This window comes from Arthrobacter sp. 05N429 (assembly GCF_056397045.1).
Genome location: NZ_JBFTMQ010000006.1, coordinates 119,767 through 138,584, shown reverse-complemented (window position 1 = coordinate 138,584; position 18,818 = coordinate 119,767). Strand labels below are relative to the sequence as shown.

At 67.6% G+C, this 18,818-nt stretch carries 19 protein-coding genes; 13 read left to right on the top strand and 6 right to left on the bottom strand.

What is annotated here, in order from left to right:
- Positions 1–28 precede the first annotated feature (28 nt).
- Positions 29–571, bottom strand: coding sequence for a WhiB family transcriptional regulator (locus tag AC1DF4_RS12580; RefSeq protein WP_476913205.1), 543 nt, complete (start codon positions 569–571; stop codon positions 29–31).
- Positions 572–921: 350 nt separating this feature from the next.
- Between AC1DF4_RS12580 and AC1DF4_RS12575 the strand changes: the two genes are divergently transcribed.
- Positions 922–1,626 (top strand): TIGR03089 family protein, encoded by a 705-nt coding sequence (locus AC1DF4_RS12575; protein ID WP_476913204.1) that lies wholly within the window; start codon positions 922–924, stop codon positions 1,624–1,626.
- Between the two features lie 34 nt (positions 1,627–1,660).
- Here the strand turns inward: AC1DF4_RS12575 and AC1DF4_RS12570 are convergent, their stop codons facing one another.
- Positions 1,661–2,224, bottom strand: a complete 564-nt coding sequence (locus tag AC1DF4_RS12570) for a GtrA family protein (protein WP_476913203.1) — start codon at positions 2,222–2,224, stop codon at positions 1,661–1,663.
- A gap of 323 nt (positions 2,225–2,547) precedes the next feature.
- Between AC1DF4_RS12570 and AC1DF4_RS12565 the strand changes: the two genes are divergently transcribed.
- The 5 genes from AC1DF4_RS12565 to AC1DF4_RS12545 all read left to right on the top strand — a co-directional run bounded on the left by AC1DF4_RS12565 (position 2,548) and on the right by AC1DF4_RS12545 (position 8,313).
- Positions 2,548–3,696: a 5-(carboxyamino)imidazole ribonucleotide synthase gene (locus AC1DF4_RS12565; RefSeq protein ID WP_476913278.1), complete on the top strand. Its 1,149-nt coding sequence runs from the start codon at positions 2,548–2,550 to the stop codon at positions 3,694–3,696.
- A gap of 92 nt (positions 3,697–3,788) precedes the next feature.
- On the top strand, positions 3,789–4,313 hold the full coding sequence (purE, locus tag AC1DF4_RS12560) for a 5-(carboxyamino)imidazole ribonucleotide mutase (RefSeq protein ID WP_476913277.1): 525 nt from the start codon (positions 3,789–3,791) through the stop codon (positions 4,311–4,313).
- Positions 4,314–4,323: 10 nt separating this feature from the next.
- On the top strand, positions 4,324–5,973 hold the full coding sequence (locus AC1DF4_RS12555) for an LCP family protein (protein WP_476913202.1): 1,650 nt from the start codon (positions 4,324–4,326) through the stop codon (positions 5,971–5,973).
- A gap of 56 nt (positions 5,974–6,029) precedes the next feature.
- Entirely contained in the window at positions 6,030–7,316 is a 1,287-nt protein-coding gene (gene manA, locus AC1DF4_RS12550) for a mannose-6-phosphate isomerase, class I (RefSeq protein ID WP_476913201.1), read from the top strand.
- A gap of 4 nt (positions 7,317–7,320) precedes the next feature.
- Positions 7,321–8,313 carry a lipid II:glycine glycyltransferase FemX gene (locus AC1DF4_RS12545; RefSeq protein ID WP_476913200.1) on the top strand — a complete coding sequence of 331 codons (993 nt, stop codon included), beginning with the start codon at positions 7,321–7,323 and terminating at the stop codon, positions 8,311–8,313.
- 489 nt (positions 8,314–8,802) lie between these two features.
- On the opposite strand, the gene glpX is transcribed toward AC1DF4_RS12545, so the two are convergent.
- Positions 8,803–9,825, bottom strand: a complete 1,023-nt coding sequence (glpX, locus tag AC1DF4_RS12540) for a class II fructose-bisphosphatase (protein ID WP_186329239.1) — start codon at positions 9,823–9,825, stop codon at positions 8,803–8,805.
- Between the two features lie 206 nt (positions 9,826–10,031).
- Here glpX and AC1DF4_RS12535 point away from each other — a divergent pair, with 206 nt between their 5' ends.
- From AC1DF4_RS12535 to AC1DF4_RS12525, 3 genes are all read left to right on the top strand, one after another.
- On the top strand, positions 10,032–10,778 hold the full coding sequence (locus AC1DF4_RS12535) for a DUF4245 domain-containing protein (RefSeq protein ID WP_476913199.1): 747 nt from the start codon (positions 10,032–10,034) through the stop codon (positions 10,776–10,778).
- Positions 10,779–10,787: 9 nt separating this feature from the next.
- Positions 10,788–11,402, top strand: coding sequence for a carbonic anhydrase (locus AC1DF4_RS12530; RefSeq protein WP_476913198.1), 615 nt, complete (start codon positions 10,788–10,790; stop codon positions 11,400–11,402).
- A gap of 86 nt (positions 11,403–11,488) precedes the next feature.
- Positions 11,489–12,925 (top strand): class II fumarate hydratase, encoded by a 1,437-nt coding sequence (locus tag AC1DF4_RS12525; protein WP_441405783.1) that lies wholly within the window; start codon positions 11,489–11,491, stop codon positions 12,923–12,925.
- Positions 12,926–13,040: 115 nt separating this feature from the next.
- On the opposite strand, the gene AC1DF4_RS12520 is transcribed toward AC1DF4_RS12525, so the two are convergent.
- From AC1DF4_RS12520 to AC1DF4_RS12510, 3 genes are all read right to left on the bottom strand, one after another.
- Positions 13,041–13,709 carry a vWA domain-containing protein gene (locus AC1DF4_RS12520; RefSeq protein ID WP_476913197.1) on the bottom strand — a complete coding sequence of 223 codons (669 nt, stop codon included), beginning with the start codon at positions 13,707–13,709 and terminating at the stop codon, positions 13,041–13,043.
- A 115-nt stretch (positions 13,710–13,824) separates the two neighbouring features.
- A complete protein-coding gene (locus tag AC1DF4_RS12515) occupies positions 13,825–14,295 on the bottom strand; it encodes an NUDIX hydrolase (RefSeq protein WP_476913196.1) in 471 nt (156 codons plus the stop codon).
- 41 nt (positions 14,296–14,336) lie between these two features.
- On the bottom strand, positions 14,337–14,900 hold the full coding sequence (locus tag AC1DF4_RS12510) for a prepilin peptidase (RefSeq protein WP_476913195.1): 564 nt from the start codon (positions 14,898–14,900) through the stop codon (positions 14,337–14,339).
- Between the two features lie 59 nt (positions 14,901–14,959).
- Here AC1DF4_RS12510 and AC1DF4_RS12505 point away from each other — a divergent pair, with 59 nt between their 5' ends.
- The 4 genes from AC1DF4_RS12505 to AC1DF4_RS12490 all read left to right on the top strand — a co-directional run bounded on the left by AC1DF4_RS12505 (position 14,960) and on the right by AC1DF4_RS12490 (position 18,815).
- On the top strand, positions 14,960–15,787 hold the full coding sequence (locus tag AC1DF4_RS12505; protein WP_476913194.1) for a hypothetical protein: 828 nt from the start codon (positions 14,960–14,962) through the stop codon (positions 15,785–15,787).
- A 48-nt stretch (positions 15,788–15,835) separates the two neighbouring features.
- Positions 15,836–16,486 (top strand): GNAT family N-acetyltransferase, encoded by a 651-nt coding sequence (locus tag AC1DF4_RS12500; protein ID WP_476913193.1) that lies wholly within the window; start codon positions 15,836–15,838, stop codon positions 16,484–16,486.
- 48 nt (positions 16,487–16,534) lie between these two features.
- The gene (locus tag AC1DF4_RS12495) at positions 16,535–17,065 is read left to right on the top strand and encodes a hypothetical protein (RefSeq protein WP_476913192.1); all 531 of its coding nucleotides are present in this window, start codon (positions 16,535–16,537) and stop codon (positions 17,063–17,065) included.
- Between the two features lie 145 nt (positions 17,066–17,210).
- On the top strand, positions 17,211–18,815 hold the full coding sequence (locus AC1DF4_RS12490) for a multicopper oxidase family protein (RefSeq protein WP_476913191.1): 1,605 nt from the start codon (positions 17,211–17,213) through the stop codon (positions 18,813–18,815).
- The last annotated feature ends 3 nt before the right edge of the window (positions 18,816–18,818 follow it).

The following is an 18,818-nucleotide window of genomic DNA, read 5'->3' as shown; positions in this document are numbered from 1 at the left end:
ACGGCGGTGACTCGTACTTCCTGAAGAATTAGATCGCTCGCTTCCTAAGCCGGCGCCGCTCGCGCTCGGAGAGGCCACCCCAGATTCCGAATCGCTCGTCGTTGGACAGGGCGTATTCGAGGCACTGCGAGCGGACATTGCACGCCCCGCAGACCTTCTTGGCGTCGCGGGTGGAGCCACCCTTCTCGGGGAAGAATGCCTCCGGGTCGGTCTGTGCACACAGCGCGTCCGTCTGCCAGCCCAGTTCGCCTTCATCGTCGAAGTCCTGCTGGAAGGGCAGCCCGATCCATACCGGCTGCGCGGTGGTTCCCGAATGGAGGGTCTGGAGCTCCATCGGCGGATCGGAAAGATCGTTGTCCTGGTCCGGACCGGCCAGAAGTTCGTCGTGCGCCGCGAGGAAGGCAGTCGCCTGGTCCTGCAGCGAGTCGTTGGTGTGTTCGTTGTACCGGTCCGCGGCGTCCGGATCGGCCGGATCTACATACCAGTCACTCGGCACCCCGCGTGAACGGTATTTGGCCGTGGCCTGCCCAGCAACGACGGCCTCTTCATGGATACGCTCTGCTAGCCCCATTGGCGTTCCCTCTCTGATTTTGCAGCCTATGCCTGACCCTCGGACACTCGGTTGTGTGCCGGTTTCTGCGCATTGGCCTTCGATACCTAATTACACGTGTGTAAGTATCCGGGAGTCAAGCCACGGCGGAGATAATAATCAACTTGAGACCTAATTCCGGGGCACGCCACGCCCGTGTTTTTTCGGGCCAGCCCCGCAGAACCCGCGGAATCATCAGGGTACTGAGCACTTCGGGAGGTTTTTGTTGAATTTTCGGGAAACTTTTCGAGGTGGGCCACGCGCGGCGGCCGGCGGCCTTCGTTCCGGGTATGACGGAGATCACAGCGGGACCGCCGTGGCAAGATGAAGCCATGAGCATCCCGGCAATCGAACTGATGACAGCCCTGCGTTCCGGCCAGGCCACCTCGCCGCGGCTCACCTGGTACGGCCCCGACGCCGAGCGCGTGGAGCTGTCCGGCCGGGTGCTGGATAACTGGGTGGCGAAGACGAGCAACCTCCTGCAGGACGAGCTCGACGCCGAACCCGGGACGCGGCTGCGCCTGGACCTGCCGGCGCACTGGAAGTCCGTGATCCTCGCCCTGGCCGCCTGGCAGCTCGGCATGGAGGTCGTCTTCGGCGATGCCGAAGCTGAACTGCTGGCCACCGCAGACCCGGCCCCCGGAGCGGCGCAGGGGGCGTTCGACGCCGTCGTGGCAGTGGCGCTGCCGGCGCTGGCCATGCGGTGGCCCGGCGCGCTGCCCACCGGCGTCGTCGACTATGCCGCCGAGGTGCGCTCCCACGGGGACGTTTTTATGGCGCACGTGGATCCGGAAACAACGCGGCGTGCCGTGCTGGCCTCCACCGGCACGGCCCACACCCACGGTGACCTGCTGGACGGCTTCGCGGCCGCGCGCGACGACGGCGTGCGCCTGCTGGTGCCCGCCGGCGACGGCCTCGAGTCCGCCCTGGCCCAGTCCCTGGGTGCGTGGCACGGCGACGGATCAGTGGTGCTGGTGCACCCCGACGTCGTGGTGACGGAGAAGCTGCTCGCCGACGAGCGCGTCAACGGCAGCTGAGCGGCGTGCCGCACCCCCGCTGTCCGCGGCCTGCCTAGACGTGCGGGCCCGGCAGCTCCGGATCTTTGACGGCAGCGCCCTCGACGCGGACTTCCGGCCTGGTGTGGGGGTGCCGTTCGATGATCTCGTGGTCGTGGGAGAACTCCGGCTCTTCGTCGAGTTCCTTGTTGAAGACCAGGAAGCGGTAAGCAAAAAAGCGCACCACGGTGGCTACCAGGATGCCAACGACCCCGGCGGCGAACAGCATGTTCTTGTCCGTGACGCCGAAGGTGTACTTGGCGAGGGCGGTGAATCCGGTGGAGATGCCGATGCCGATGCCGTTGATCAGGATGAACATGAGGAATTCGCGGACCACATTGTCTTGGCGGCGGTGTCGGAAGGTCCAGAAGCGGTTCGCGATCCAGGAGAAGACGGTTGCGATGCTGGCGCCGACGAACCGGGCCTTGGCCTCGCTGTCCGTCATCGGGCCATGCATCAGGTAGTAAGTGAGTCCGTTATCAATGATGAACGCAACACCGCCCACCGCACCGAACTTGGCCACTTCGCGCCAGAAAAGCGACGCGAGCCCGTGCAAGCGCTCCGTAAGTGTAGTAATCATGACCCTCCGTGGCCTTCGTGAACTGTCGGCCAAAGGCCCAACGGCCCATTTTAGCGCCGAAAGCCGGGAACCGGCCCCGTGGCGCAGTCCGCGGACCGGAACTGTCCCGGCGGGAAGCCGCCAGCCGACGGCCTCGAACGGCCGGCCGGCCATCGGCTGCACCGCCGGCACGGCCCTGACCTGTCCCCTCCTGAATGCGGCTGAATCCCCGGCGGCACCCGCACGGGAATTTCAAAAAGCCGGGATATGGCGAGGCTTTCGGTAGGCTGGGACTTGTGACTTTTCCTGTGATCGGTGTGGTTGGCGGCGGCCAGCTCGCCCGAATGATGGCCCCGGCGGCCACAGCCCTGGGCTTCGAGCTCCGTGTCCTTGCCGAAGGCGAGGACGTCTCGGCCGTCTCGGCCGTGGCCAACGCCCCGGTCGGTGATTACACCGATCTGGACCATCTCCTTGAGTTTTCCCGCGGCCTGGACGTCCTGACGTTCGACCATGAGCACGTCCCCACAGAGCACCTGCGTTCCCTGCAGCGGGCGGGCGTCAACGTCCACCCGGGACCGGACGCCCTGGTCAACGCGCAGGACAAGCTGGTGATGCGGGCTGCCATCGACAGGCTCGAACTGCCCAACCCCCGGTGGGCCTCGGTGGACGACGTCGACGGGCTGATTGCGTTCGGCGAAGAGACGGGCTGGCCGGTCGTCCTGAAAACCCCGCGCGGCGGCTACGACGGCAAGGGCGTGCGGATCGTGGACTCCGCGGAAGACGCGGCGGAAACCTCCGACTGGTTCGAGTCGATGTCGCCGCTGCTCGCGGAGGCGAAAGTGGAATTCAGCCGCGAGCTCTCTGCCCTCGTGGCCCGGACCCCCGACGGCGAGGCGCGGGCCTGGCCAGTTGTTCACACGATCCAGGTCGACGGCGTCTGCGACGAAGTCATTGCCCCGGCCCTCGACATCCCGCTGGAGGTCGCGGCCGCGGCGGAGAACGCCGCCCTCCGGATCGCCAGCGAACTCGGCGTCACCGGTGTGATGGCCGTGGAACTCTTCGAGACGCCCGGTGTGGGAGCAGGCTTCCTGATCAACGAACTCGCCATGCGCCCGCACAACACCGGCCACTGGACGCAGGACGGCTCGGTGACGAGCCAGTTCGAACAGCACCTCCGGGCAATCCTCAATCTGCCGCTCGGTGCCACGGACCTGCTCAGCCCGGTCGTTGTGATGAAGAACTTCCTGGGGGGCGAGAACCAGAATCTGTTCTCCGCCTACCCCGCGGCCCTGGCCAGCGAACCCGCGGCGAAGGTCCACTGCTACGGCAAGGCCGTCCGGCCGGGCCGCAAGATCGGCCACGTCAACCTGGTCGGCGGCTCCGTGGCCGACGTCGACTCGGTGCGCGAACGCGCCACCACGGTCGCCAACATCATCCGGGACGGAAGGGCGCAGCCCCGCACCGCAGCGGGAGCCCACGAGGAGAACGCATGAGCGCCAGCAACAGCAGCAGCCCGGCCCAGTCCGGCGCCCAGTCCCCGGCAACGGCGGACGCTGGGGCCGATGGCCCCGTCGTCGGGCTCGTCATGGGCTCGGACTCCGACTGGCCCGTGATGGAGGCAGCGGCCGAGGCCCTTGCCGAGTTCGGGATCCCGTTCGAGGCCGACGTGGTCTCCGCACACCGTATGCCGCTCGAAATGATCCGCTACGGCCAGACGGCCCATGAGCGCGGCCTCCGTGTCATCATTGCCGGCGCCGGCGGCGCCGCCCACCTGCCGGGCATGCTCGCCTCGGTCACGCCCTTGCCGGTCATCGGCGTCCCGGTACCGCTCAAAACCCTCGACGGCATGGACTCCCTGCTGTCCATCGTCCAGATGCCCGCCGGGGTTCCCGTGGCGACCGTTTCCATCGGCGGGGCCAGGAACGCCGGCCTGCTGGCTGTGCGCATCCTGGCTTCGGGCACGGATCCCCTGGCGGGACAGCTCCGCGCCGCCCTGGTCGACTTCGCCCAGGAGCTCAACGACGTCGCCACCCGGAAGGGCGCGAACCTGCGGCAGAAGGCGAGCGAAGTGTTCGCCGACGCAAACGCCGTCGCCCGGGGCAGCCGTTAAGGACCACCAGATGACCAACAGGTATGCCCCCTCCCGCCTGCCGGCGCCACAGAAGCGTGCGTCTGCACCGTCCCTCACGGATCCGGTCCGCTATCCCGCCGGAGCGTCTGCGTCGGTCCTGACCAAGCGTGCGTTCCTGCTGATCCTGATGACCCTCCTGGTGCCCGGCAGCGCCCAGACCGTTGCCGGGGACAGGCGGCTGGGGCGGATCGCGCTGCGCATCACCCTCACCGTCTGGGTGCTGGCCGTCCTTGCGGCAGTGCTCCTTGTGGCATCCCGGTCGACGCTGATCAACCTGTTCACCAACTCCGTTGCCTCGTTGGTGCTCATCATCGGCCTCGTGGCGCTGGCCGTCGGCTGGGCCCTGCTCTTCATCAACACATTGCGGCTGATCCGCCCCGTGCTGCTGGCCCCGAAGGCGCGCCCCGCCGTCGTGGTCACGCTGGTGCTGGCGATGATCCTCAGCAGCGGATCGCTGGGCTACGCCGCCTACCTGCTCAACGTCAGCCGCGGCGCCATTTCCGATATTTTCTCCTCCGGACCGGCGATGGAACCCTCCGAAGGCCGGTACAACTTCCTGATGATGGGCGGCGACGCCGGAGCCGACCGTACCGGCCGCCGGCCGGACAGCCTCTCGGTCATCAGCGTGGATGCCAAGACCGGCGCGACCGCCATCATCTCCGTCCCCCGCAATCTGCAAAACGCGCAGTTCAGCGAAGACTCGCCCATGCGCACGATCTATCCCGACGGCTACGACTGCGGCAATGAATGCCTCATCAACGCCATCAACACCGAGGTCACCAACGAACACAAGGACCTGTACCCCGGGGTGGAGGACCCCGGCGCTCAGGCCACGCTGGAAGCGGTGTCCGGAAGCCTGGGCATCAGGGTCCAGGCCTACGTGCTGGTCGACATGGACGGCTTCGCCAGGCTGATTGATGCCATGGGCGGCATCCGGATCAAGGCAGGCGGCTGGGTCCCGATCAGCGGCGAGACGATCGACGAGGCCAGCGGAATCCACGGCATGCCGCTGGGCTGGATCCCGGCAGGCGACAATACGCTCGACGGCTACCACGCCCTCTGGTACGGTCGTTCGCGCGAATTCGTGGACGACTACGCGCGCATTGCCCGCCAGCAGTGCGTCCAGCAGGCCATGCTCAAGCAGCTCGATCCGGCAACCCTGCTGTCCAAGTTCGAGGACATCGTCAAGGCGGGCACCAAGGTGGTCGACTCCAACATTTCCTCCAGCCAACTCGGGAGTTTCGTGGACCTCGCCATGAAGGCGAAGGGCCAACAAATGAGCCGGCTGACTATCGGACCGCCCGACTTCGACGCCTCCTTCTCGACCGTCCCGGACTTCGACCAGATCCACCAGAAGGTCGACGCGCTCCTCGCGCCCGCCCCCTCGGCGGGCGCCGCCGAAGACGGCATCCGCCAGCAGTACCCGGCGCCCGGACCGCTGTCAGCAGCCGGGGCGCTGCCGGGCGCACAGCCCGGCACCCAGCCCGCGCCGCCGCCGCCGTCGGACTTCACTCCGGTGACCACGACTCCGGACGGCGAGCCGATCACCGAAGAAATGCTGAACCAGTTCAAGCTCAACGGCGACGAACAGTCGATCCGCAACCTGGTCGCCACGAACGGCCAGTGCGCGCCGCTCTAGTTCCGCGGCCACACTTTCCTTAGCAGCCTTCCGCAACAGATTGGGACCCCCAGGCAGTGTACGAACTCGAGAACGTCCTCCGGCCCTATGCCTGGGGCTCCACGACGGCGATCGCCGGGCTGCTTGGCAGGCCGGCTTCCGGCGGCCCCGAGGCGGAACTCTGGATCGGCGCGCACCCGGATTCACCGTCGGTGGCGCTCAGCCCGGCCGGATCCGCGGGCGCGCACGCGGCGGTCGAGGGCCACGGCGAACGCCGGGCGCTGGATACCTTGATCGGGGAAGACCCGGAGCACCATCTGGGCAGCGACAGCGTGGCCGAATTCGGCCCCCGGCTTCCGTTCCTGCTCAAGGTTTTGGCCGCCGACAGCCCCCTCTCGCTCCAGGTGCACCCCACCCTCGAGCAGGCACGGGAAGGGTTCGCCCGCGAAGAGGCCGCCGGCGTCGACCACAGCGCAGCGGAACGCAACTACAAGGACGACAACCACAAGCCGGAGATGATCTACGCGCTGACACCGTTCGAGGCGCTGTGCGGCTTCCGGCCGGCGTCGGACGCGCGCGCCGTCTTCGAGCTGCTGGTGGCGGATTTTGAACTCGCCGGCCTCGAGCTTCCTCCTCTCGTTCCGCTGCTGCTGGAGGATCTGGCGCAGCCCGAGGAGCACACCGCCCTGCGCTCGGCCTTCGAGCGCCTGATCGCCGGCGGCGACGAAGTGACCGAAGCGGCGGCAGCGATTGTGGCGGCCCTGACCTCCGGCGCCCCGACGGCGCCGCACCAAGCGGAACTTGCCACCGTCGTGACGCTCAACGCGCAGTACCCGGGCGATCCGGGTGTCCTGATCTCGCTGCTGCTCAACCGGATCTCGCTGGCGCCGGGCGAGGCTGTCTACCTCCCGGCCGGCAACGTCCACGCCTACCTGCACGGGCTCGGCATCGAGGTCATGGCCTCCTCCGACAACGTGCTGCGGGGCGGACTGACTCCGAAGTTCGTGGACGTGCCTGAACTGCTCCGCACCATCTCCTTTGAGGCCGTCGGCGTCCCGATGCTCAGCCCCGAGACCACGATGCTGGGGCAGGAGGTCTTCCGGCCGCCGTTCAGTGAATTCCAGCTTCAGCGCATCGAACTGGAACCCGGCGCGGAACCCGTACCGGTGGCGCAGTCGGGAGCCGCGGTCATCATCGTGGTATCGGGGTCCGTGCTCCTCGACTCCCCCAAGGGCGAATTGCGGCTGGAACGCGGTGCCAGCGCCTTCCTGCCGGCAGCCGAGGCACCGGTGAATGCGCACGCCATGTCCGGTGCCACGGGCACAACCCTTGCCTTTGCCGTCACGACCGCCCTGAAAGCCTGAGACCGTGGACCACTTCCTGCAGAGCCCGCCGTGGGCCGACTTCCAGCGCGGACTGGGACGGACCGTACACCAGCACTCCGGCCCCGGCTGGAGCTTCCTGGCCATCGAGGAGAGCAACCCCGCGGGGAAACTCCTCTACGCGCCCTACGGCCCGGCAGCCGCTTCCCTGACCGCGTTCGACGCCGCTCTGGCGGCACTGACGGACCTGGCCCGCAGTCGCGGGGCGGTGTTTGTCCGGATTGAACCGGTCGATGCCGGCTTCACGGCCGCCGACGCCGATGCCGTCCTGCGCACGCGCGGCCTCCGTCCTGCCCCTGCCAACCAGCAGCCCGAACTGAGCTGGGTTGTGGACCTGGACCGGGAATTCAAGGACGTCCTCTCGGACATGAAGCCGGTAAACCGCAACCTGTACCGGAACATCCACAAGAAGGGCGTGACGTTCCGCTCCAGCCAGGATCCCGCCGAGATATCGGTCCTGCTGGCATTCCTGCACATGACGGCGGCCCGCAACGGTTTCAAGCCACAGAGCGACGCATACCTGACCCAGGTTGCCCGTTCACTGATGCCTGCCGGTGCCGCGACACTCTTCGTCGCTGAGCTTGAGGGCGAGCCCATCGCTGCCGCCCTGGCCTACGACTCCGCAGACACCCGCACCTATGCCCACGCGGCACTGGACGATACGCACAGGAAGCTCAGCGCCGGGATTCCGCTGCTGGTCACGCTGATGGCCGATGCCAAGGAAAAGGGCCTGAAGCATGTGGACCTCTGGGGCGTCGCCCCCGCGGACCAGCCCGACCACAAATGGGCCGGCTTCACGGCCTTCAAGAAGTCGTTCGGCGGGCGCGAGGTGGTGTACCCCGGAACCTGGGATCTGCCGGTGAGGAAGTTCCGCTACAGCGGGTACCAGCTGGCCAGGAAGTGCGCGCAGGCCGCCCGCCGCGGCGCCCAGGCGGCCCGGACCGTGCCCGCCCGGCTGCGCAGCACACTCCGCCGCTAGTCACCCGTCCTGGCATGTCCAGCGCCTGACCCACCCCGCCCTACTGGACATGCGCCGCGCTGGACTTGGCGGGTGGACATAGACCCCCTATGTCCACCCCTGGGCCTGAGGACTGGGCATGTCCCCCGGCGACAGCACGAACCTGGGCACCAGCACCGAGCATGTCCCCCGGCGACAGCACGAACCTGAGTCCCACCACCGGACATGCCCCGCGTCAGCCTGGGCGGGTGGACATATTCCCACCATGTCCGACCCTGGGCCTGACCACTGGGCATGTCCTGTTCGGGAGAATGCGGGTTTGGGGCACTAGCTTCCGGCGGAGACTGCTGTCTTCTGTGCTTCGCAGGCGCTGGCGACCGTCCTCGACGGAGTGGCGCATCTTCCAGTCCAGGTCACGTGCGGCGAGGGGGCCGGCGCTCCCGGAAACGGCGGATCCCGGGGCGCGAAACGCGCCCCGGGATCCGGGTGATCAGGCTGTTGCGGCAGGTGCTAGCCCTTGCGCGCGTAGCCTTCCCACTTGCTGGCCTGGTGCTCGCCATCCACAAAACGGATGGTGCCGGACTTGGAGCGCATCACGATGGACTGCGTGAGGACCTTGTCCTTGGAGTAACGCACGCCCTTGAGCAGGTCGCCGTCGGTGATGCCCGTGGCGGCGAAGTAGCAGTTGTCGCTGGAGACCAGATCGTTGGTGGAGAGCACCCGGTCCAGGTCGTGGCCGGCGTCGATCGCCTTCTGCTTCTCGTCGTCGCTGGTGGGCCACAGCCGGCCCTGGATCACGCCGCCGAGGGACTTGATGGCGCAGGCCGCGACGATGCCTTCCGGCGTACCGCCGATGCCCATCAGGGCGTCCACTCCGGTGCCGGAGCGGGCTGCGGCGATGGCGCCGGCGACGTCGCCGTCCATGATGAACTTGGTCCGCGCACCGGCCTCGCGGATCTCCTCCACGAGCGGGCGGTGCCGGTCGCGGTCCAGGATCATCACGTTGAGCTGGTTGACCTTGACGCCCTTGGCCTTGGCGATCAGGTGCAGGTTCTGCTTGACCGGCAGGCGCAGGTCGACCATGTCGGCGGCTTCCGGACCGGTAACGAGCTTCTCCATGTAGAACACCGCGGAGGGGTCGAACATGGAGCCGCGCTCGGCGACGGCGAGGACGGCCAGGGCGTTGTTGATGCCCAGGGCGGTCAGGCGGGTTCCGTCGATCGGGTCGACGGCGACATCGCACTCGGGGCCGGTGCCGTCACCGACGCGCTCTCCGTTGAAGAGCATCGGGGCTTCGTCTTTTTCACCTTCGCCGATCACGACAACACCGTTGAAGTGGACAGTCTGGAGGAAGGAGCGCATGGCGTCGACGGCGGCGCCGTCGGCCTTGTTCTTGTCCCCGAACCCGACCCAGTGGCCGCCGGCGATGGCGGCGGCTTCGGTGACGCGGACCAGTTCCAGAGCAAGGTTGCGGTCCGGCTCGTCGATGCCGACGGCGAGGGACGGGGAGAGCGTGGAGTACTTCTGGGTCATTGGCGCTGGTGTCACGTGAACCTCTTCTTCGAGTGGCGATCATTGAAGCCGCACGGACAGGTCGATCCGTCGCGGTGATTCGTTGGTTAGTGATCTCGTCTGCTATTGATCATAGTCGCGGCGAAAAGCTGCGTCTTGGAATGACCATTCCGTGAAACGGCAGGACCTCCCCCGCCCGGCACCACCGAATGTGAGATCGGCCCGGAATGGGCGACTATAGAGGGGTGAGTGAATTGCAGGAAACGCCCCCCGCAGCCCCAGCTTCCCCCGCCGGCACCGCCGGCCGGGAAGCGCCCGGCGCGGCCGGCCAGCCGCCCGTCAAGCCCGTCCTGACCCCGGGAGCGGCGAAGCGCGCGAACGCTTCCGTGATCGGCATGATCATTGCGCTGGTCCTGAGCATCGCCACGTTCCTGCCGATCGTCCTGATGAATCCGTCGCCAAAGTCTGACGGCTACCGCCCGGACATCAACGTCAGCGCCGTGGCGCGGAACGCTGCAGATGTGGCGGGATTCACACCCGCGGCCCCGGAAACCGGCGAAACATTCCGCGCGAATTACGCCCGCTGGGAGTCCGGAACGGGCAGCGGCGTCCCCACGTGGGAGGTCGGCTTCCTCACCCCCAAGGAATCCTTCATCGGCCTGGTGCAGACGCGGCAGTCCAATCCCACCTGGCTGCTCCAGCAGGTCAAGAGCGCACCCGTCACCGGCACCCGCACCGCCGGAGGCCGGGACTGGGAACTCCGTGACACCGGCAAGGGCGAAAAGAGCATGGTGCTTCACGACGTCGGCGGGACCACAGTTATCCTGACCGGGTCCGCCCAACTGGACGAATTCGCGGTGCTGGCCACCGCCGTGGTCAAGGCGATCGAGGAAAATCCCGTCGCCGCGGGCAGCGCGTCACCCGGGACCACCGCGGAAGCAACAGTTTCACCCTCCCCCTCCTCTTCGCCGTAAAGTAGGGCCGTGGCCACCTATCTCACCCCCGCACTTGCCTGGCGTCGACTCCGCGAAGGCAACGAGCGCTTTGTTTCCGGCGAATCGTCCCATCCCAACCAGGACGCGTCGCGCCGTTCCTCCCTCGTGGAGAACCAGCACCCCTTCGCTGTGATCTTCGGCTGCTCGGATTCCCGGCTGGCCGCTGAAATCATCTTCGACCTCGGGCTCGGGGACGCCTTCGTCGTCCGCACCGCCGGCCAGGTGATCGACGACGCCGTGCTCGGATCCCTCGAATACAGCGTCAGCGTCCTCGGCGTGCCGCTGATCGTGGTCCTCGGGCACGACAGCTGCGGCGCGGTGACGGCCACGAAAGCGGCGGTGGAAACCGGACAGATGCCCGTAGGCTTTATGCGCAGCCTCGTTGAGCGCATCACGCCGTCGGTGCTGACGTCCCTGCGGAACAACCAGACCGACGTCAACGACATGGTGGTCGAGAACGTCAAACAGACATCGCAGCGGCTCGTGGACAGCTCGCGGGTGATTTCGGATGCCGTCGGAGGCGGCCGGGCAGCAGTAATCGGCCTCGCCTACAGCCTGGCCGACGGCCGGGCGGACATCGTTTCCGGAATCGGTGAGATCTGAGTTCCTACCGCCGCGGTGCTCAGCCTGCCCGGTAGCGGGCAGTTCATGGTTTTCGGTGGAACGCCTCCGCCCAATAAGCTAGCTCCATGACTTCCACAGCAGATTTGAACACTGAAGAGTTCCGCATTGAACACGACACGATGGGCGAAGTCCGCGTCCCCGTGAACGCGTTGTACCGCGCCCAGACGCAGCGTGCCGTCGAAAACTTCCCGATCTCCGGCAAGACCCTGGAGCGCGCCCACATCGAAGCCCTGGCCCGGGTGAAGAAGGCCGCTGCCCAGGCCAACGCAGAACTGGGCGTGCTCGACGGCGAGCTCGCCCAGGCCATTGCCGACGCCGCCGACGAGGTTGCCACCGGCAAGTACGACGGCGACTTCCCGATCGACGTCTTCCAGACCGGCTCGGGCACCTCGTCGAACATGAACACCAACGAGGTCCTGGCCGAACTGGCCACCCGGGCGCTCAAGGCCGGCGGCAGCGACAAGGTGGTCCACCCGAACGACCACGTCAACGCTTCGCAGTCCTCCAATGATGTCTTCCCCACCTCGGTCCACGTGGCCGCCACCTCGGCCCTGATCAACGACCTGATCCCGGCGCTGGGCTACCTCGCGGAGTCCCTGGAGCGCAAGGCCGTCGAGTTCAAGGACGTCGTGAAGTCCGGCCGCACGCACCTGATGGATGCCACCCCCGTGACGCTGGGCCAGGAGTTCGGCGGCTACGCCGCACAGGTCCGCTACGGCATCGAGCGCATCAATGCCTCCCTCCCCCGCGTCGCCGAAGTTCCGCTCGGCGGCACCGCCGTCGGCACCGGCATCAACACCCCCGCCGGCTTCCCGGAGCGTGTCATCGAACTGCTCTCCGCCGACACCGGCCTGCCGCTGACCGAGGCCCGCGACCACTTCGAGGCCCAGGCCAACCGCGACGGCCTGATCGAGGCGTCCAGCCAGCTGCGCAACATCGCGATCTCCTTCATGAAGATCAACAACGACCTGCGCTGGATGGGCTCCGGCCCCAACACCGGCCTCGGCGAAATCGCGATCCCGGACCTCCAGCCGGGCTCCTCGATCATGCCGGGCAAGGTCAACCCCGTCATCTGTGAGGCCTCGATCATGGTCTGCGCCCAGGTCATCGGCAACGACACGGCCATCGCCTGGTCCGGCACCAACGGCGCGTTCGAGCTCAACGTCGGCATCCCCGTGATGGCCGCCAACCTGCTCGAATCCGTGCGCCTGCTGGCCAACACCAGCCGCGTCATGGCCGACAAGATGATCGACGGCATCACCGCCAACGTCGAGCGTGCCCGCTTCCTCGCCGAGGCGTCCCCGTCCATCGTCACGCCGCTGAACAAGTTCATCGGCTACGAGAACGCGGCAAAAATCGCGAAGAAGTCCGTGGCGGAAGGCCTCACCATCCGCGAAACCGTTGTGGCCATGGGCTTCCTGGAGCGCGGCGAACTGACCGAGGAGCAGCTGGACACCGCCCTGGACGTCATGTCCATGACCCGTCCGCCGCACAAGGCCTAGCACCCACGCCCGCCGCCGCGCCCGTCCGGCGCGGCAGCGCAGCGTCCGACGGCGGTCGGCACCTTTCTGGCGAAAGGCGCCGGCCGCCGTCGTGCGTGTTGCCGGCGCACGCCTTCTACGGCTGCGGCGTGCCTCCCCCGGCAGCCTCCCGTTCGTCCTCCGTGTAGGCCGCCGCGGCAGCAGCGTCGGCCATGCTCGCCCCGCCGATCCGCGCCTCCCGCAGCCGTCGCGTCTTGGCCGACTGAACCGAGAAGGCCGCATCCACGTTCCCCGCGGCGTACGTCAGGGCGTCCTCGGCCCGGATGCCGAGCCCGTGAGCGGTCAGCACGGCGTCCTGGTTGGCCCCCAGGTAGGTGAACTGCCAGCCCCACCGGCTCTGCTGCCGTTCCACCAGCTCCTTGACCATGGCGCCCGTGGCCTCCCGTGAGGCGTTCTCGTGGCCGTCGGTCAGGACGGCCACCAGCACCGTGCCGGGGCGCTGGTCCTCCGGGAGTGCGGCCAGCTCCGCGCCGGCCTCACCGATCAGCCGGACCATGGCGTCGTGCAGGGCCGTGCTGCCGCGCGGCTGAAGATCCAGCGGAGGAACGTCCTGGATGTCCACTGCGGCATAGACCCGTTCGTAGCTGTCGTCGAACTGGGCAAGGGAGAGCCGGCAGCGGCCGGCCACGGACTGCTGGTCCCGCACGAAGGCCGCGAACCCGCCCACCGTGTCGTCGGCAATGGCGCTCATGGACCCCGATCGGTCCAGGAGAACGTAAACGTGTGTCAGTGCAGCGTCTGTCATGCTTCCCCATTTCCGGTCCGGGCGCACCCGGACCAACTCTCCCCAGCGTCTGGCTGGACAGGAGCAGGCTACTGCGGGGCACCGACAGGATTAGTGAACTCCGAAGTGTTAGCCGTCAGCCCCGGAAGTGGGCGGCTCCGTCCGGCTGCGCAGCACGTTCGATGCTCTCCAGATGCCCGGGCATCAGCGCCGGGAACTCCTCCGCCCCGAACCAGCCCACGGCGAGGGATTCGTCGTCGTTGACGCGCGCCTCCCCGGAGACGTAGCGGCACCGGAACACGAGCGTCAGGAAGTGGCAGACGTCCCCGTTGGGATAGGTGGTGGGCCCGACGGCGGCCACCGAGACGAGCCGCTCGGCGGCGGCAACGACGCCGGTCTCCTCCAGGACTTCCCGCAGCATGCCCGTCGCCGGCTCTTCCCCGGGCTCCAGAATCCCGGTGATCAGCCCCCATTGGCCGTTGTCGGCCCGCTGGCCGAGCAGGACCCGGCCGGCGTCGTCGAACACCACGGCCCGGGCGCCGGGAATCCAGAGGGTCTCGTGGCCGATCTTGGCGCGGAGCTTAAGAATGAAGTCGGGGGTAGCCATCCCGCCAGCCTAGCCAAGTGCGCGGGAGAGCGGGCAGCGGTTCAGGCCGCCGGCAGCAGGGCCATGGCCGCGGCGGCGCCCGCCAGCATAAACGGCCCGAAGGGGATGCTCGATTTCAGCGTGCCGCGCCGCGAGACCAGCAGGGCCAGGCTCCACAGCCCGCCGAAGAGGAACGCGGCGAAGGTCCCGGCAAAGACGTGCGGCCAGCCGAGGAACCCCAGGTACATCCCGAGGACGCCCGCCAGCTTGACGTCGCCGAACCCCATCCCTGGCGGGTAGACGGCGCGCAGCAGGAAATAGAACAGCCACAACGCTGCTCCCCCGGCCACTATGCGGAGCCCGGGTACCCCGAAGAGCCCGGCTCCGCCGTCGGGAACTGCCGCCGAGGCCGGGGCTCCCGACGCCGCGTGGACCGCCGCTGCGCCGAGCAGCAGCACCCCGGCGACGGCATAGGCCGGGAAGACGATCCGGTCCGGCAGCAGATGGTGGCGGACGTCGATGACCGTGAGCCGCACGGCCGCGACCGCCAGGTAGGCGCAGGCCAGCAGCACCAGCCAGAAGGCCAGCGGGGTCACTTCCCCCAGTCCGCCGAGTCGTTGGATCACCCTCGGATGCTACTGGAAATTCCGGCCGCCAGCGCCGGGCCCGCGCGTAAACTGTGGATATGGCCGCATGGGACAACTCGAACCGGCGCGAGCCGCGCCCGCCCGGGGACGCCGCGGAGCAGGCGGCCGCATTCCGAAACCTGTGCCGTTCCTCGCCGTGGAAGTGGCATTCCCTGCGCTTTGAGTACCTGGACCGGCCCCTTGCCGCCGCTCCCGGGACCCCTGAGGCAGCAGCGGCTCCGGACCTGGTCCGGGCGTGGCTGCGCCGCCCCGGAGCCCTGCGGCTGGAAACCGCGGACGGGCTGGTCCTGCAAAGCAGCACCGGAATCAATGACTCCCGCGACGTTTTCTACACCCGCTCCACCAGGAAGACCTGGCTGCTGCCGCCCCACCTCGTCACCCCGGTCTACGACGACCACGGGCTGGTCCGCCGCCGGCCCGAGGCTGCGTACGGCGAACCCGGATTTGGGAACGGGCGCTTCGCCGCCGCGCTGGATCCGGTGGAACTGGCGGGCAACTCCCCGGTGCCGCTCGAATTCCCCAACTCCAACCCCGTGGAACTGGGCACCATCACCGAAATCCTGCACGAGGGCCGCCCCGCCCTGGAAGTCACCGTCACCCCGAACCCCGGGTACCGCCCCAGCGACCCCGCCTCGCCGCTGTGCCGGCCAGGCCGCACGCTGGTGAGGGTCGACGCCGGCACGGGCGTTTGCGTCGCGAGCCGCTGGCTGGACGGCGGCCAGGGAGGGGACGGACCCGAGGAATACGGGCACTGGCTGCGGATCCTGGCCGTGGACGAATACATGCTGGACGACCTGTTCCTCGCCGAGTCCATGAACCTCACGGATGTCCGCCGGCACATCAGCTGGGAACTCCCGGCAGGCTGACCGCCCGTGTGACTCGCTGGGAGACCCGCGCTCGGCTAGGCTTCCCGGATGACTGAGCTTGCCCGCTACTGGCCGCCCTTCGGCCTCACCCTGACCACTCCCCGCCTCACGCTGCGGCCCATCCGTGACGAGGAGATCCCGGCGGCGGTGCAGGCGGCCCTGAGCGGCATCCACGAACCCGGCCGCAGCCCGTTCAGCAAACCATGGGCGGAAGCCCCTGCAGAGGAGCTCGGCCCGAACATGGCGCAGTGGTACTGGCGGTGCCGGGGGACCATGTCGCCGCAGGAATGGACGCTGCTGCTGGGCATCTGGCACGACGGCGAGTTCATCGGCTGCCAGGACGTCGAGGCCAAGGACTTCGCCACCCTGAAGACGGTCAGCACGGGTTCCTGGCTCCGGCGGAGCGTGCACGGCCGGGGATTCGGCAAGGAGATGCGCGCCGCCGTCGCCCTCTATGCCTTCGATTGGCTCGGCGCGGAGGTCGCGGAATCCGAGGCGGCAGCCTGGAACCAGCAGTCGCTGGGCGTGTCACGTTCCCTCGGCTACGAACTGAACGGAGTCACCCGTGCCGCTTGGGGCGGTCAGCGCCAGGAAGCCCAGAAGGTCCGCCTCATCCCGGCGACCTTCAAGCGCCCCGACTGGAACCTGCAGGTAGCGGGCCACGACGCTACGGCGAAATTCCTGGGCATCGGAGGCTAACGCCACCGGCACCGGCTTTTCCCAAGCCGGGCGGGCTTCAATGACCGCATGACCGCCACCGAGCTCGAAGCGAAGCCAGCAGCGCGCGGCAAACGCCGGCGTCTCATACTGATTCCCGTCGCCATGCTGAGCCTCATCGGGCTTGCCTTGGCGTACCTGTTCCTCACCGCGCGACCCGAACCAAGCGTTCCGCTGGGCGCGTCCGCCTCTATTCCGGGCGGCATGGCCAGCATCGGCGAGATCGTCCCCGTCGAAGACGACGGCTGGGAACCGGAAGATAATGACGACGCGCTGGACGGCGCACCCGCGGAAGGCACCCACAGGGTCCGGCTCGTGGTCCGGATCACCGCGCTGGAGCCCGGCGGCCTGCGGCTGGATACCGGCGACTTCAGCGTCTCGGGCCTGGGCCGGGAGCAGTTCCGGCCGCTCTGGCAATCACCGGCCGCCGCGGACCTCAAACAGGGCGAGGCAGTCGCCGCAACCCTGATCTTCGAACTCCCGGACAAGGCCGTCGCCCTGGTCCTCGACGGGCCCGGTGGCTCGCGGCTGTCCCTGGGCCTGTCACACCACACCGGCTAGCCTGAGCCCGATCGACCTGCCCGGAAAGCCGGCTTTGGCACGGTCCCACAGGCCGCACCCGTAGACACCCGGTCCGTAGGTTTTTCCAAGCTCCTTGGCCCACTCTGTCGGAAGAAACACCGATTTTGAAAGGAAGCTGATCAACATGTCCCTAACACGGAGGCAGGCGCTCATCCTCGGCGGAATCGGAGTGGTCGGGGCGGGCATCGTGACAGTACCCATTTCGGGCGTCAGCGCGAAGTCTGCCAGCAAGCTCAGTGACAGTGACATGCCCCGGCCTTTCCGGGTACCGCTGACTATTCCGCCGCCCCTGGCGTACCAGACAACTGTCGGCGCGGACGGCGTCACCACGCGCCATTACACCATGACGCAGCGGCTGGGCAGCGCTAAGATCCTCTCCCGGTTGAGCACTCCGATTCTGGCCTACAACGGCATCTTCCCGGGCCCCACCATCCGGATCGACAAGGGAACCCGGTCCATCGTCCGTGTCCGCAACCAGCTGCCCGCCAAGCACCCGACGCTGGGCCATGCCATGCCCACATCGACCCATCTGCACGGCTCCGCGTCCCTTCCGCAGTTTGACGGCTACGCGAACGACCTCACGCTGCCCGGTTTCTACAAGGATTACCACTACCCGAACAACCAGCCGGCGCGGTCCCTCTGGTACCACGATCACTCTGTGCACTTCACGGCGCAGAACGTCTATTCGGGGCTGGCCGGCCAGTACCTGATCAGCGATCCGGTCGAGAAGGGGCTGCTCCCACAAGGCAATTTCGACGTCCCCCTCACCATCAGCGACGCCATGTTTGCGGCCAACGGCGCGCTGGGCTATGACGACCGCGAGCACTCGGGCCTGTGGGGTGACGTCATCCTGGTCAACGGCAAGCCCTGGCCGGTCATGAAGGTCCAGAAACGCGTCTACCGCTTCCGGGTCCTGAACGCATCCGTGTCCCGGTCCTATAACTTCAAGCTCAGCACCGGAGACCCTGTCACCTTGGTGGCCACGGACGCAGGGCTGGTGCCCGTGGCGCAGACACTCGCGTCCTGGCGCCACGGCAGTGCCGAGCGCTACGAAATCCTGATTGACTTCCGCAAATACGCCACCGGGACCCGGATCGAACTGCGCAATTCGTCGAACGACAACAACCGCGATTTCGACAACACCGGAAAGATCATGGCCTTCGACGTCGTGGGGGACGCCGTCAACACGGCGGACCCCACGTGGAACACCATCCCGACCACGCTCGCCACCAGCCATCCGATGGACCTCACCGCAGCGGATTCCACGAAGACCCGCAGGTTCCGGATCAGGCACGACGACGTCACCAATATCTGGATGATCGACGACCTGACCTGGGAAGAAGTCATCGCGAGCGGTTTCAAGCGGGTGATGGCCGATCCCGCCCTGGACGCCGTGGAAATCTGGGAGTTGGAAAACAGCTCCGACGGCTGGTTCCATCCCATGCACATGCACCTCGTGGACTTCCAGATCCTTAGCCGGAATGGCAAACCGCCGTTCGCCCACGAGAAGGGCCCCAAGGACGTGGTCTACGTCGGTGAACGGGAAACCGTGCGGTTGCTGGTCCACTTCGGCCCGCACCGGGGACGCTACATGCTCCACTGCCACAACCTGACCCATGAGGACCACGCCATGATGCTCCAGTTCCGGGTGGGGCTCGGAGCCAATGAGGCAGACCCGAACGATCCGATCACGGCGGCCCCGGCCGTCTGGGACCCAGTCCAGGGTTGAGCC

Excerpts from the sequence above, each read along its gene's own strand:
- AC1DF4_RS12580 (WP_476913205.1), bottom strand. The coding sequence starts at position 571 with ATGGGGCTAGCAGAGCGTATCCATGAAGAGGCCGTCGTTGCTGGGCAG.
- AC1DF4_RS12575 (WP_476913204.1), top strand. The coding sequence starts at position 922 with ATGAGCATCCCGGCAATCGAACTGATGACAGCCCTGCGTTCCGGCCAG.
- AC1DF4_RS12570 (WP_476913203.1), bottom strand. The coding sequence starts at position 2,224 with ATGATTACTACACTTACGGAGCGCTTGCACGGGCTCGCGTCGCTTTTC.
- AC1DF4_RS12565 (WP_476913278.1), top strand. The coding sequence starts at position 2,548 with ATGATGGCCCCGGCGGCCACAGCCCTGGGCTTCGAGCTCCGTGTCCTT.
- purE (WP_476913277.1), top strand. The coding sequence starts at position 3,789 with ATGGGCTCGGACTCCGACTGGCCCGTGATGGAGGCAGCGGCCGAGGCC.
- AC1DF4_RS12555 (WP_476913202.1), top strand. The coding sequence starts at position 4,324 with ATGACCAACAGGTATGCCCCCTCCCGCCTGCCGGCGCCACAGAAGCGT.
- glpX (WP_186329239.1), bottom strand. The coding sequence starts at position 9,825 with ATGACCCAGAAGTACTCCACGCTCTCCCCGTCCCTCGCCGTCGGCATC.
- AC1DF4_RS12535 (WP_476913199.1), top strand. The coding sequence starts at position 10,032 with ATGGGCGACTATAGAGGGGTGAGTGAATTGCAGGAAACGCCCCCCGCA.
- AC1DF4_RS12525 (WP_441405783.1), top strand. The coding sequence starts at position 11,489 with ATGACTTCCACAGCAGATTTGAACACTGAAGAGTTCCGCATTGAACAC.
- AC1DF4_RS12520 (WP_476913197.1), bottom strand. The coding sequence starts at position 13,709 with ATGACAGACGCTGCACTGACACACGTTTACGTTCTCCTGGACCGATCG.
- AC1DF4_RS12515 (WP_476913196.1), bottom strand. The coding sequence starts at position 14,295 with ATGGCTACCCCCGACTTCATTCTTAAGCTCCGCGCCAAGATCGGCCAC.
- AC1DF4_RS12505 (WP_476913194.1), top strand. The coding sequence starts at position 14,960 with ATGGCCGCATGGGACAACTCGAACCGGCGCGAGCCGCGCCCGCCCGGG.
- AC1DF4_RS12500 (WP_476913193.1), top strand. The coding sequence starts at position 15,836 with ATGACTGAGCTTGCCCGCTACTGGCCGCCCTTCGGCCTCACCCTGACC.
- AC1DF4_RS12495 (WP_476913192.1), top strand. The coding sequence starts at position 16,535 with ATGACCGCCACCGAGCTCGAAGCGAAGCCAGCAGCGCGCGGCAAACGC.
- AC1DF4_RS12490 (WP_476913191.1), top strand. The coding sequence starts at position 17,211 with ATGTCCCTAACACGGAGGCAGGCGCTCATCCTCGGCGGAATCGGAGTG.